Annotated in this window: 10 protein-coding genes; 4 read left to right on the plus strand and 6 right to left on the minus strand. The window is 46.5% G+C overall.

Translation table 11 applies throughout. The features are described from left to right. Positions 1 to 176: 176 nt before the first annotated feature. The 5 genes from AC3A8L_RS12855 to AC3A8L_RS12875 all read right to left on the minus strand — a co-directional run bounded on the left by AC3A8L_RS12855 (position 177) and on the right by AC3A8L_RS12875 (position 5,832). A complete protein-coding gene (locus AC3A8L_RS12855; RefSeq protein WP_487962666.1) occupies positions 177 to 542 on the minus strand; it encodes a cupin domain-containing protein in 366 nt (121 codons plus the stop codon). Between the two features lie 533 nt (positions 543 to 1,075). After that, the gene (locus AC3A8L_RS12860; protein WP_487962667.1) at positions 1,076 to 1,498 is read right to left on the minus strand and encodes a hypothetical protein; all 423 of its coding nucleotides are present in this window, start codon (positions 1,496 to 1,498) and stop codon (positions 1,076 to 1,078) included. Between the two features lie 513 nt (positions 1,499 to 2,011). Then, positions 2,012 to 2,533 carry a hypothetical protein gene (locus AC3A8L_RS12865; protein ID WP_487962668.1) on the minus strand — a complete coding sequence of 174 codons (522 nt, stop codon included), beginning with the start codon at positions 2,531 to 2,533 and terminating at the stop codon, positions 2,012 to 2,014. 2 nt (positions 2,534 to 2,535) lie between these two features. Further along, entirely contained in the window at positions 2,536 to 4,617 is a 2,082-nt protein-coding gene (locus AC3A8L_RS12870; RefSeq protein WP_487962669.1) for an LruC domain-containing protein, read from the minus strand. Positions 4,618 to 4,905: 288 nt separating this feature from the next. Continuing rightward, a complete protein-coding gene (locus tag AC3A8L_RS12875) occupies positions 4,906 to 5,832 on the minus strand; it encodes a histone deacetylase family protein (RefSeq protein WP_487962670.1) in 927 nt (308 codons plus the stop codon). 338 nt (positions 5,833 to 6,170) lie between these two features. Between AC3A8L_RS12875 and acnB the strand changes: the two genes are divergently transcribed. Then, entirely contained in the window at positions 6,171 to 8,795 is a 2,625-nt protein-coding gene (acnB, locus tag AC3A8L_RS12880) for a bifunctional aconitate hydratase 2/2-methylisocitrate dehydratase (protein ID WP_487962671.1), read from the plus strand. A 60-nt stretch (positions 8,796 to 8,855) separates the two neighbouring features. On the opposite strand, the gene AC3A8L_RS12885 is transcribed toward acnB, so the two are convergent. Then, on the minus strand, positions 8,856 to 9,776 hold the full coding sequence (locus tag AC3A8L_RS12885) for a hypothetical protein (protein ID WP_487962672.1): 921 nt from the start codon (positions 9,774 to 9,776) through the stop codon (positions 8,856 to 8,858). 594 nt (positions 9,777 to 10,370) lie between these two features. Between AC3A8L_RS12885 and AC3A8L_RS12890 the strand changes: the two genes are divergently transcribed. From AC3A8L_RS12890 to AC3A8L_RS12900, 3 genes are all read left to right on the plus strand, one after another. Continuing rightward, positions 10,371 to 11,777, plus strand: coding sequence for a CmpA/NrtA family ABC transporter substrate-binding protein (locus AC3A8L_RS12890; protein WP_487962673.1), 1,407 nt, complete (start codon positions 10,371 to 10,373; stop codon positions 11,775 to 11,777). Between the two features lie 130 nt (positions 11,778 to 11,907). Continuing rightward, complete coding sequence (locus tag AC3A8L_RS12895; RefSeq protein WP_487962674.1) at positions 11,908 to 12,924, plus strand: ABC transporter permease; 1,017 nt, start codon at positions 11,908 to 11,910, stop codon at positions 12,922 to 12,924. A gap of 42 nt (positions 12,925 to 12,966) precedes the next feature. Then, positions 12,967 to 14,691, plus strand: a 1,725-nt coding sequence (locus tag AC3A8L_RS12900; RefSeq protein WP_487962675.1) for an ABC transporter ATP-binding protein, incomplete at its 3' end; no start/stop codon positions are given.

Consider the following 14,691-nt stretch of genomic DNA (forward strand, 5'->3'; position numbering starts at 1 on the left):
AGGGACTTGCACCCTGCAAGACGCATCAAGATTAAACTTGACGCTCTAACGCCCGCATAATGGGCAGGCTTGGAGCTGATTTGGTTGCGCAACAATGGCGGAGCCATGCACAACCGAAGCAGCGGAAAGACTGTCCAGCCACGCAGTGGCGTACATTGATGCGTTTGTTAGCTGATCTATACCCATATGTCATTTTCAGCGGTTAACTCACCGCCTGAATTGCCTGTATTAACAATACCCTTAGGTTCAACAAGTAATACTTTGACTAAACCTTTGGCAAAAGGTTTATGCTCTACTCCTTTTGGGATTACGAACATCTCACCCGTTTTGAGCGTTACTTTTCCATCGCGAAACTCAATGTCAAGTTCACCATCAATAACAATAAACACTTCGTCCGTATCTGGATGATCATGCCACACAAACTCACCTTCCCCTTTCGCTAGCTTGAATTGATAATCATTCATTTCAGCTATTACACGAGGTGACCAATGTTCATTGAACTTCGATAACTTGTCATTAATATTTATTGATTCGTAGTTCATATTTTCCTAGCAGCTAACGCCGCTATGTGCGGCAACGTTTTTGGTGATTGTTTTGTGGCAGTCTTTTCCGCCACGAAATCAAGCGCCGAAAAGGTTGTCCAGCCCAGCTTGCTGGGCGAGGCACGATAGCCTTGTTAAGTTTTTGTAAAGAGCTTAGGGCAGGACCCTGGACATAGCCAATAAGATTAATTTCCATATAGGGTCGTTAACTGCATAAATGCCGATAGCAAATGCTATCCATCCCACCGTTATCAGGGCGGTTTCCAATGTGCAGAAACCTCGTGCTTGCTTCGCTCTGTTTTTCACTGTTTTTCGAATTTTATTTCTCATGATGTTCACCTCTCGTGTTGGTTGAGTGGCTAGTATCCAGTGATCCTGCTCCGCTGACTTCTCGTCGAGCCCTAAACTCTCTACTTACTCTGTAAACTTAACGCAGAGTGCAGCTGCATTTTGGTTGGTGTGGAGTTTTGTGTAAAATGGCGAAGCCATACACAAAACGGAGCGCCGAACAAAATGTCAGCTGGCACGTATTGTTAGGCCAAGACTTTAGCATCGGCACTCTCCGCTTGGACAGCCAACACTGCACCGGACATAAAATCTATTGCTGTAAGCCATTGAGGCTCTGCCATTTGATTAGGTTCAACAACGACAACCCCTTCAGCCCAATCTTCATCCACCCAATACCCAAAGGAGTTAAGGCAATCATCCTCGGTATAAGGCACTTCCGAATCTCGCGGCATAAAGCGAAACTCACTTACGTTTATGAACTCAACAGCTACTTTCTGTGGCGTATCAGATCCAACCCAATCTCCCTTCGAGCGTTCCCAATTTAATGTGAGCTTACGCTCCTCCACACAATAATCTAGATTCTTGAAATCGAAGTTATTATGCAAATCAAGTTCGTAACTTTCTTGTACAAGATAGATTCCGTCAACTATTTCGAAATTTCGATTCATAAGAGCCTAACATTTGTATATCGCACCCCAGACTGCCTATTCCGTAGCGCGACTATTTTTTATAGTAAGAACCGAAAGCTACCCGCAAAGCCCCGCCACGTCAAGCTTCTCAGCATTTCACGCACAAAACTGGCTTGGGTAAATGCAGATTGGGGCGCCCTATTCCCTATATATAGGGGTTTCCTTAAACCGCTGATTTTATTGTTAAAATACCTTAAACATGAAAAATCTAAAAATAGTCGTGTCGACAGCTCTATTTGCTAAATCTCGTTGAATGCAGTGCCTGCTACTGCAAAAGGTCAAAATCTAGCCACGACCACTCGTCGGAAACCCTACTCTTCAAGGTGTCGGCATAAAGCTTTCGGCCGCACAGACGTGATGCTCACGCAGAGTTTATAATATTTTCTTAGGTGCAATAACGGCTTGATTGTGCGTGATGGAAAAGACTACGCATGGTACCTACACATGCGTAGTTAAGTTAATCACCTTACTAACGACTCACTCCCCCCCCTTTTAATAATCAAGATGCCATTGCATGCCCATTGCCCGGCTCCAAGTCGCCGTCTCGATACGCAATGGCTGGTCAAAAATATAAAGCGTTAATACAAGCTGCTCGACTTCATTACCAATATTAAGGTTGGATTCAAACACTCGGTCTTGCAGCCGTGCCTTTAATAAACAATCGTTACTGTCTGCATTGCCTTGCTCGTCCACTCGGCATATTGATAATGCACTGGCTTTTGTATGAACTTGGCTGTCGTTAATGCTAAAAACTAAAATTTCACTACTCACAAAATCAAAATCCGCCGCCGCCTGAAGTTGCGCCGTTTGCGTGATAAGGACTTCTGCAGTGGCAATACTACTTGATGCACTACTTGATGAGGTGCTTGATACACTGCTCGATGAGCTACTTACCGCTATTACGCTATTAACAGCCTCTTGTTCAGCATTTACAGTATTGCCGCCAGTCGAGCCGCCGCCACTACCGCAGGCAACCAACAAATTAACCAAGACTATCGCTATGATAAGTTTCATAATTAAAGCTCCCAAGAATTATTGATGATTGAAGTGCTGTCTGCTTCGTTTGCCTGATACCACGTTGCGGCCTCGGCACCTTCGCTTTTAACGAAAGAAACAAAGTTGGGATAAGCGCGTGTAATGTCTACCCGCTCTTTGGGGTGTGCCCAAAGTACAGGGACTTGTAGCGCCCAAGGAATGGCATTCGCCGATACAAACAAGCCGCTCCCTGCCAACGAATCATCATCAGCTAAACCAAAGAAGTCGGTATTAAAGCGTACACTGGGTGGCTTATTTTTAAGGTGAATTTCCAACGCTCTGCCTGGTGGTGTGGCAAAACTAGGGCCGTGATAAAAACCTGGGGTCGCAAAGACAAAGGGGTTTAATATTTCAGTCGGCGCTATTAAGGCGTCTATCGGTACAGCCAAAGTCACCGTCGCGCGAAACGTAACTTCTCGAGTTCCTTCAAAATTAGAACAGTCAATTTCGGTTCGGTAATACTGGCAACTGCCGTCAATAAGCTCTTCTTTTAAATCGTCAAAAAAAACGATCACAGCATCGCTATCAAGGTTGTTTTGCTCAACCGGGTTACGCAGTGTGTCAAACCCGTTGACGTACAATACGGCTCGCGTTTCATCAATTTCTGAGCGTTTTATGCCATCTAACTGAACAGCGAAACCGTTATGGTAACTGGCGCCCAAGGCCAGCACTTTACCTTCTATGTCGTATCGAATAACTTGCTGCTGTGCGTTGCGATAAACATGTGTACGCATGGCGATAACAACATCATTCATGTCGTAATCACCCAGCTCTGGCCAATTATCTTCAAAGGCTAAAGTGGCAAAACTTGCCGTACTCGGAAAGCTCTGCACAGAAACACCGCTATCCAGAACCTGCACCAACTGATCCTCGACCTCGCCATCGGCAACACCGCCATTCACACCAATGCCCTGCTGGCTCGAATAACGAATTCGCGTCCAGGTTTCTCCGGCTTTGGCTTGCTCCGGTATCGAAAGCACCACTAAATTAACGCCCTCGGTCACCGCTTGGTCGGCAACCACCTGCTCGTTACTATCAAATTCACCACTGTTATCCCAATCGGCCCAAGCGTTAACAATACCTTCGCCTTTAACATCTAGCGTTAGAATGGCGTCGGCTCCCACTTCGAATTCAGTAACAAACTCTACGCCGTCATTCTCCCCGCTCCATACATTACCCAGCTGGAAACCTTCTTTTTGTTCATGCCGCGCACCATTGTTTTCCAAGTTACTGCCATAACTGGTCGGTGCACTGCCAAAGTCAATCGTCGCCACATCCGATACAATCGAAGCTGCGGCACAGCGTGCACCATCGTTATTGGATGATGACGGTCCATAGGCAAAAAATTCTGCCGAAGGATTCACGTCACCAACATCAATACGAAAAATATTGCCATCACTATTGCGGCTTATATAAAAATTGTTGTCGCCATCAAAATACGCCGCGCCAAAGGTCCCGCTTTCGCCTACATTACCTAAGTTTTCTGAAGTACCCATTTCGGGATTGGTTTTATGTAAAAATCCATTACGGTCAACACTGTAAAGCTGATGATCCTCTGGGTGAAAAGCAAAATCAAAGATCGACAATTTTAACCCCGAGCCGTTAATCACTTGAGTGGCCACAAGATAATCTGAGGATTCGGGATCTAAGCTGATTTTATATAAACCGATTGAATTATTCGGGTGATAAAGATAATAAGTATTCGCCTGCAACGAAATATCGCCAACATAAAAATTGGTGTTTGGAAAACCCACAACCGCTAATGGCTCTACCTGAAAACCGCTATCGATACGAACAGGGGCTTGGAATTCGTTACTGTAACCATAAATGAAATAATCATGCGGATTAAAGCCAGTCGCATTGAGCTTACCTTGAGTACCCATTGAATCTTCAAGTAGCTCATAGGAGCCCGTCGCCAAGTTAACACCGAAAACTTTTGCGACATTGTCTTGAATTAAAAAAGCACGACTAGGGCATTCCGAAAAAGGAAGAGAAGCCTGCGCCAAGGAAGAACCCGAAAAAAGTAACGTATTTATAAATAGTGCATTGATGGAAGATTTCATATCGTACCCCTGTAAACATCTACAAGGGTGATTGCACAAGTCAGGCCAAAACATAAGCCATTGATTTAACTAGCTTTTTCCAAAAAATCACTGTTTGCATTTCGAGATAATCGCAAAATGCAACGCAATTGGCCAGCCCAACAAGTCACCTCCCAACCCATGTCATTAACATAGCGGCAACCGATAATTTTTCAGGACTCGCTTGAACCGATCCATGGGCGCTCCCGGCGCGAGAGGGTCCTGAAAAATCACCGCCTTCCGCTTAATTCGGCTTACTAACACGCTATTTCATTTAGCGACGAGCTTATGGGCCTCTTCCACCACAATGGCATGACGCCTTGCCAGCGCTAAGCTTGCATCAGCCCGGCCAGAAAGCGCATCGTAGTAACCCCCACCAATGACTGTTGCGACAGGGATATTTCGACGCGCGCACTTTTCTAATACCAGCCGGTCTCTTTCACGAATGCCCTCTAGGGTAATATTCAACAAGCCCAACGGGTCGTGTTCATAAACATCCACGCCGGCATCATAGAAAATAAAATCCGGTTGAAACTGCTGCAGGACCGCGTCTAAATGGTTCTCTAGCGTTTCGAGATAAACTGCGTCGCCTGTGTTGGGCGCCAAGCCAATATCTAAATCACTAGAGGCTTTGCGCACGGGAAAGTTTTTTTCGCAGTGTAACGAGAAGGTAAATATTGCAGCATCATCCGCCAATATTGCCGCCGTGCCATCGCCTTGGTGCACATCGCAATCCACAATTAATACACGCCGCACCTTCCCCTGTGCGATCAATGCTTTTGCGGCAACAGCCAAATCATTAAAAATACAAAAGCCTGAGGCAAAATCGAAGTGCGCATGGTGCGTTCCGCCCGCCAAATGGCAAGCCATGCCGCGATCCAACGCCAGCAATGCAGTCAAAAATGTGCCATTGGGCGATATTAACGTGCGCGCTACCAGCGGCTGACTCCACGGCAAACCCATACGCCGCAGCTCGGCAGGGGCTTGTGTTCCCGTGATGAAACGTTCGATGTACTCTTGGCAATGCCCTAGCGCTAACAGCTCTGGCCTAGCTCGCCCGGGGCGGTAAACGTTGCTAGCAGCGGCAATCCCCTCTGCCTGTAAATAAGCTTGTAACAATGCAAATTTATCCATTGGAAAGCGGTGGCCGGCCGGGAATGGATAGCTGTAGCAAGGGTGCGTTACCAAAGGAAGCATGCATTAGTCCGTATAAATACTCAGTTTGCCATAGTTGGCTCGTAATTCAGCGGCTACCGCGTTGCTATTTAGACACTCCCACCCTTTTCAGGTAAAATCCGCGCCGTAAATTGGACACTCTTAGGAAAACATGAGGAGTAAGTCGGATTGCTGAATACACTTCGTGTGAAATGTCGGCGTTCAACTAAACTGCATGGCTTACTCATTGCATATTCCCGATACTCGTTCCACGATTGATAGCGTTACTGGATTCGTTATTAGTGCCTCGGCCAACAGTTTTGCTGCAAAAATGCACAAAGCGTTAGCGCGAGCAACCCATTACAAGAGAGGATTACTCCGTGTTAGAAGCATACCGTGCACACGTTGCCGAGCGCGCCGCTCAAGGCATTCCACCCAAGCCATTAACGCCCGAGCAGGCCGCAGATCTCGTTGAGTTACTGAAAGCGCCCCCCGCCGGAGAAGAAGCAACACTGGTGGATCTCATAAGCACTCGCGTACCACCCGGTGTTGACGAAGCCGCTTATGTTAAAGCCAGCTTCCTGTCTGCACTTATTAAGGGCGAAACCTCTTCGCCGCTGATTACCAAAGCGCTAGCCGTTGAGCTGCTGGGTAATATGCACGGTGGTTACAACATCGAAACGCTGGTGAATTTACTCGATTGCCCGGATCTTTCTTCGTTGGCCGCTAAAGAACTCAAACACACCTTGTTAATGTTTGATGCCTTCCACGATGTAGAAGAAAAAGCCAAAGCCGGCAATGCATTAGCCAAAGATGTGATTCAAAGCTGGGCTGATGCCGAATGGTTCACCAACCGCGATGAAGTGGCACAAAGCATTAAAGTTGCGGTGTTTAAAGTGACCGGCGAAACCAATACCGATGACCTTTCACCAGCACCCGATGCCTGGAGCCGCCCAGACATCCCCCTTCACGCTTTGGCCATGTACAAAATGGCGCGCGAAGGTTTAACGCCTGACGAAGCTGGCGTAACAGGCCCTATGGCACAAGTTAAAGCCGTTCAGGATCAAGGTATTCCCGTTGCCTTTGTGGGCGATGTTGTGGGTACTGGCTCTTCACGTAAATCAGCCACTAACTCTGTTTTATGGTTCTTCGGCGACGACATGCCCGGCGTACCCAACAAGCGCGGCGGCGGCATTTGCATTGGCGGTAAAGTTGCTCCTATCTTCTACAACACCATGGAAGATGCTGGCGCCTTAGTATTTGAAGCTCCGGTTGAAAAAATCGGCATGGGCGATGTGATTGAAATTCGTCCCTACGACGGCAAAATTTTAAACGAAAGCGGTGAAGTGCTCAGCGAATTCGAATTGAAATCTGACGTATTGTTAGATGAAGTTCGCGCTGGCGGCCGAATCAACCTAATTATTGGTCGTGGTTTAACTGCAAAAGCCCGTGAATCTCTTGGCTTGCCCACATCAACCCTATTCCGCGTACCGGCATCACCGGTAGATACGGGCAAGGGCTTTACCCTCGCACAAAAAATGGTGGGCCGCGCTTGTGGTTTACCCGAAGGCCAAGGCATTCGCCCAGGTACTTACTGCGAACCGTTAATGACGACTGTTGGCTCGCAAGATACCACCGGCCCCATGACACGTGACGAGCTAAAAGACCTTGCATGCCTCGGTTTCTCGGCCGACCTTACCATGCAGTCGTTTTGCCACACAGCCGCTTACCCTAAGCCTGTTGATATCACCACACAACACACCCTGCCCGATTTCATAATGACCCGCGGCGGTGTTTCTTTACGCCCCGGCGACGGCATTATTCACAGCTGGCTTAACCGCATGTTGCTACCCGATACCGTAGGTACCGGTGGCGATTCTCACACCCGCTTCCCAATGGGTATCTCCTTCCCTGCCGGTTCTGGTTTAGTCGCGTTTGCTGCCGCTACCGGTGTTATGCCGTTAGATATGCCGGAATCTGTATTGGTACGCTTTAAAGGCGAAATGCAGCCGGGCATTACACTGCGCGATTTGGTGCATGCCATTCCGCTGTACGCCATCAAGCAAGGCTTACTCACCGTAGAGAAAAAAGGCAAGAAGAACATTTTCTCGGGCCGCATTCTCGAAATTGAAGGCTTAAAAGACTTAACCGTAGAACAAGCCTTCGAGCTTTCTGATGCTTCAGCAGAGCGCTCGGCTGCTGGCTGTACCATCAAGCAATCTGTCGATAAAATTTCTGAATACTTACGCTCAAACATTACGTTACTGCGTTGGATGGTTGGCGAAGGTTATGGCGATGCCCGTACCCTTGAGCGCCGCGCCGCGAAAATGGAAGAATGGCTGGCCAACCCAGAGCTTCTAGAAGGCGATGCCGATGCCGACTATTCAGCAGTCATTGAAATTGATTTAGCCGAAGTCACCGAACCTGTGGTGTGCTGCCCTAACGACCCAGACGATGCTCGCCTGTTGTCTGAAGTGGCTGGCGCCGAAGTAGATGAAGTGTTTATTGGCTCGTGTATGACCAACATCGGTCACTTCCGCGCTGCCGGTAAGTTATTCGAATCCACCAAAGGTCCACTAAAATCACGCTTCTGGATTTCGCCCCCCACCAAGATGGATGCCCACACCTTAATGGAAGAAGGCTACTACAACATCTTTGGTGCCAAAGGCGCGCGCATGGAAATGCCGGGTTGTTCGCTGTGTATGGGTAACCAAGCCCGCGTTGAAGATGGCGCAACCGTGCTATCAACATCGACACGCAACTTCCCCAACCGCTTAGGTAATGGGGCTAACGTTTACCTAACCTCAGCCGAACTTGCAGCCATTGGGGGTATTTTGGGGCGCCTACCAACGCCAGCTGAGTACATGGAGTACGCCAGCAAAATTGACAGCATGAGCGATGAGATTTTCAAATACATGAATTTTGATCAGATCAAAAGCTTCCAAGACGGTGCCGAAGAAGGCAAACGCATAGCCGCTACAGAAATTGTAGAAGTTCGCGTTTAGGAACATCGCTACGTAAAAAAGCCCGCAATTGCGGGCTTTTTTTTTGGCTCTTAATTCGGCTCAGTCAATCACTGCTTGCGAGCTTTGGGCGCCAAGCAGCTGAACATTCAAGCTGTTAAGCAAAGCATCAAACTGGGCATCCTCAAAGGCCTTTAACTGCACCAACTGAACAGGGTTTAACACCGCCGCACTATCGCTATAGTAAGCCGCTCGGTAAGTACTTAAAGCCTCTTTCACTTTAGCCGTATCAACGGTTTCGCCCTCGCCCGCTAAAGCCAACTGCTGCTCAAATTTTTGCTGATATTGCAGCTTGGATAACAGCAGCTGCCCCCTTTGCTCACTTGCCAGCTGATTCTCTGCCGACAAGCTCTGGCCAAACTGCTCTAGCTGATACTGCTCAAAGCCTGAATCATTTAAAAGCTCGTATTTTTGATAGGCTTGCTCACCCAGCAAATTGCGCACTTGTGCATCTATGCCCGCAAGCAGGCTTTGCTGCTCATCAATAACAGCTTGCAGCTCTTCTGGCTGAGTGAAGTATCCTTGAACCGGCGCATTTAACACACTTTCACGCTCGAGCATTAAACGGCTCAGCTGGGTGGTATCTTGCTTACCCAATGAAATCACTTGAAAAAGGTAGGCGTACTTCTGTTGAATGTCTTGCTCTAGGCGCAAGGAAACTAGCGTTTCAACGCCCTTATCATTACTTTGCGCATACGCCATGTAGGCACTGCATATTTGCTGTAAGGTTTGATCCGCTAGCGGAAGCGTTGCCTGTGGGCAGCTTGCCGCCGAGGAAGCTTGCGCCGATTGCTCGGCAACCCATGCATCCAAACGCGTTTCAACATTGGATAATTGATGTGTTAATGCGCTGCTCTTACGGTATTCTCTTAACAGCATCACAGTAACCAGCAACGTGATTACAGCCAATAATGCCGCTAGCCATGGCCAAAGCCATGCCCCTCCTAAAAGCTTTTTATTCATCAATCATTGCCTTGATCACGCCCATTAATTCACCCTCACACAGCACTTCATTCCTAGAATGCCTGCTAGCTACCCCATTAACTTACCCTGATTCCCAAGCACCTTGTAAAGCTATACCTTCTAATGCGCCCATAATAGCTTAGCTCAAGCCCTCACACCGCGATCCAAACCACACAGTTATGGTACAGAATGGCAAAAGTATGCGCCACAAAGTTGCAACTCGCCAAAACGCATCAAATAGTCGCGCATATTCTAACCAAGCACCAAAGCAGTAATACAAACTGAACGAAACCAATAAAGCATCCAACATCAGCTCACCGAAAAAGCACAAAAACCGTTGAGCTAGCACCGCATTGGAACATTTCATTTTAAGCTTTCGATCACGTTTAAATGAACAACACAATTCAGCTCCCCGAATCAGTGCATCAAGATTTTCAATTAAAACAGATAAGCCGACTTCAACTTAGAACACAACTTACTGATTAGAAAGGTAAAATTAAATTTAAAAAGAAAAAAATCATCCTTGGCAAGCTCCTTGCGATAGCGTAAATAAGTTTTCGAATGATTACCGCCAATATCCATTAGGAGTTATCCATGCACAAAAAAACACCCTTTAACCGTGTCTTTAAGGTGCTTGCCGCCGGCGCGTTGAGCGTATTTGCAACCGTCGCAGCAACAACATCTTTTGCTGATCTTAAATTAGAAAAAGACGAATTAAAATTTGGCTTTATTAAATTAACCGATATGGCGCCGTTGGCCATTGCTTACGAAAAAGGCTTTTTTGAAGACGAAGGGCTTTTTGTAACCCTAGAAGCCCAAGCAAACTGGAAAGTATTGCTAGACCGTACCATTGATGGTGAATTAGATGGCGCCCATATGTTAGCGGGCCAACCACTGGGCGCGACGATTGGTTTTGGCACCCAAGCGCATGTTGTAACCGCCTTTAGCATGGACCTTAATGGTAATGGCATTACCGTTTCAAATAGCGTGTGGAAGGAAATGAAGAAACACATTCCGCACAAAGATGGTAAACCCGTACACCCTATTAAAGCCGACGCCTTAAAACCCGTCATCGATGATTACAAAAAGAATGGCAAGCAATTCAAAATGGGCATGGTATTCCCCGTATCAACCCACAACTATGAGCTGCGCTACTGGCTAGCCGCTGGCGGTATTCACCCAGGTTATTATGCCCCGCATCAAGGCGACTCCTCGGGTACTGTTGCGGCCGACGCACTGTTATCAGTAACCCCGCCACCGCAAATGCCTGCCACCTTAGAAGCTGGAACAATTCACGGGTATTGCGTAGGCGAGCCCTGGAACCAACAAGCCGTATTTAAAGGTATTGGCGTTCCAGTAATCACCGATTATGAAATTTGGAAAAATAATCCAGAAAAAGTATTTGGCGTCTCAAACGAATGGGCCGAAAAATACCCTAATACCCACCTAGCCGTAGTTAAAGCACTTATTCGTGCCGCCAAATGGTTAGACGAAAACAACAACGCCAACCGTGCGGAAGCGGTAAAAATATTATCAAAATCTGAATATGTCGGTGCTGATTACGAAGTTATTGCCAACTCAATGACTGGTACTTTTGAATACGAAAAAGGTGACAAACGTGAAGTGCCTGATTTCAACGTATTTTTCCGTTACCACGCCAACTTCCCTTTCTATTCAGATGCGATCTGGTACTTAACGCAGATGCGTCGCTGGGGTCAAATTAGCGACACCAAACCGGACTCTTGGTACTTTGATATTGCCAAAAAAGTCTACAAACCAGAAATTTATAAGCAAGCCGCTGAACTTCTGTTGAAAGAAGGCAAAATTGCTAAAAGCGATGTACCTTGGGAAAGTGATGGATTCAAAGGACCGCAGAGCGAATTCATTGACGGGATAACGTATAACGGCAAACAACCCAACGCTTACCTATCGAACTTCCCTATTGGCTTAAAAACCAACGAAACGATTAAAGGCAGCGCAGTAATCAGTACTAAAAAGTAAATTATCGGATCAGTACCTGCACATGGATGTGCCCACTTTTACGATTATCGTTACTATTATTTAAAAAAATAAGGGCGTCAAAAAAAATACCGCGCCCACTCACCTCAAAACAGATAACAGGTCGTTTGTTATGCTAAACAAAATCACAAACTTTTTTAACTTAACCGGGCTTACTTGGTTTGTGCCGATTGCCCGTATGGCTGCAGGCGAAAGTCCTAAAGAACAATTTAAACAGCTTTGGCTTATTATGGGCATTCCCATTGTGGCCTTTGCTTTATTTCTTGCACTCTGGGGGCAGATGGCAAGTAGTGTAGAAACAAGCCTCGGTAAAATTCCAGGCCCTGCCGCTGTTTACGAAGAAGCAAAAGGACTTTGGGCCGAACATAAAGAAGTGCGCGAAAAAGAATCTGCTTTTTATGAGCGCCAAGAAAAACGTAATGAAAAGAAATTGGAACAAGATCCAAATGCTGAAGTTAAGTGGCGCACCTACACCGGCAAATCAACCTATGTGGATCAAATATACACCAGCCTAAAAACAGTCTTCATGGGTTTTTTAATTGCGACAATTATTGCTGTACCCTTAGGTATATTTTGCGGCCTAAGCCCCATAGTCAGCTCAGCATTTAACCCCATAATTCAAATATTTAAGCCAGTATCGCCACTGGCATGGCTACCCATCGTAACCATGATCGTGAGTGCAACCTATGTCACCAGTGATGATTCTTGGTTTGAAAAATCTTTTTTAACATCTGCCATCACCGTAACACTTTGCTCGCTTTGGCCAACACTTATCAATACCGCTGTAGGTGTATCATCCATTGACAAAGATTTAATGAATGTGGGTAAAGTTCTTAAACTAGGCTGGTGGACAAAAATCACAAAGCTTGTACTCCCCTCATCTTTACCACTCATTTTTACAGGTTTACGCTTATCGCTTGGGGTTGGCTGGATGGTACTGATTGCAGCCGAAATGCTGGCTCAAAATCCAGGTCTGGGTAAATTCGTATGGGACGAGTTTCAAAACGGTAGTTCACATTCTCTCGGTAGGATTATGGTTGCGGTATTAACAATTGGCATAATCGGTTTTTTATTAGACCGTGTAATGTCTACGTTACAAACGCTCTTCACCTTTGATGTCAACCGTTAATTTCTCTACCCATTATTTAGCAGACTAAAAGAGAGTTATGTTATGCCAACACCTGCAACCCCAATACTCGACATTAAAAATGTGAGCAAATCTTACGGCAGCGGTAACAATGTCACTGAAGTACTCAAGGATATAAACTTAACAATGAACGATGGAGAGTTTGTCGCTATTGTTGGATTTTCTGGCAGCGGGAAAACCACATTAATATCGGCGATTGCTGGCTTGATAAAACCTGACAGCGGCACCCTCTTATTTAAAGGTGAGGGCATTGATGGTCCAGGGCCAGAGCGAGGCCTGGTATTTCAAAGCTATTCACGCATGCCTTGGTTAACGGTTTACTCAAATATTCAACTCGCTGTGGATCAAGTCTTTGGTAGCTGGTCAAAATCCAAGCGCCATGAACACATCATGTATTACATTGATATGGTGGGCTTATCGCATGCTGTTGATCGTCGGCCGGCCGAGCTTTCAGGCGGCATGCGCCAACGCGTGTCGGTTGCGCGCGCGCTGGCCATGAAACCAGAACTTATTTTACTCGACGAACCCCTGTCGGCACTGGACGCATTAACGCGAGCCAAGCTGCAAGATGAAATTGAAGACATTTCACAGAAAGAAAAGAAAACCATTATTCTCATTACCAACGACGTTGACGAAGCGATTTTATTGGCTGACCGCATTATTCCATTAACGCCCGACCCCTGCGCAACGTTTGGCCCAGAATTCAACGTTCATATTCCCAGGCCACGTGACCGTACCGCCATGAATCACGATGAGGAGTTTAAATCGCTGCGTAAAGATATTACACAGTATTTAATGAAAGTCGGCATGGAAAAAACGGCCGATGATGACAAAAAAGAATTACCAACATTACGCCCTAACACCGCAAGCCCAGAACTTCCCAACTCGCTGGCCGAAAATGCCGCCAAGGCTCACAATCCGGCACTGGACAAATATGTTGAGTTTTCTCAAGTCACCAAAATTTACCCCACATCAAAAGGTCCATTAACGGTTGTGGATGAATTCGACTTAAAAATGAAAAAGGGAGAATTCATTTCAATTATCGGTCACTCTGGTTGCGGTAAATCAACCGTGCTTTCAATGGTCGCTGGCTTAAATAGCATTAGCGGCGGCGGTATTATTCTTGATGGTAAAGAAGTAACTGACGCTGGACCGGATCGTGGGGTTGTATTCCAAGCGCCAAGCTTATTCCCATGGTTAAGTGCGAAAAAAAATGTTGCACTCGGTGTGGAAAAAGTTTATCCGCACGGCTCCAAAAAAGAGCGCAGTGAAATCATAGAATATTACTTATCACGCGTTGGCCTTGCTGATTCAATGAATAAAAAGGCATCTGAGCTATCTAACGGCATGAAACAACGTGTTGGCATAGCTCGTGCTTTTGCACTTTCGCCTAAGTTATTATTATTAGATGAACCTTTCGGCATGCTCGATTCATTAACACGTTGGGAATTACAAGAGGTGTTAATGGAAGTTTGGACGCGAACGCAAGTCACTGCCGTTTGTGTTACTCACGATGTTGACGAAGCTATTTTATTAGCCGACCGTGTTATTATGATGACCAACGGCCCCAATGCCAAAGTGGGCAAGATAATGGAAGTGAATTTGCCTCGCCCACGCACCCGCAAACAACTATTAGAGCACCCCGATTACTACGCTTACCGCGAAGAACTATTGACATTTTTAGAGGATTGCGAAAAAGAGCATCACAGTGAACCAAAAGCCCCGAGTAATCAGCCAAAAGATAAGGGA

The sequence above is a fragment of the Marinagarivorans sp. genome (assembly GCF_982758155.1).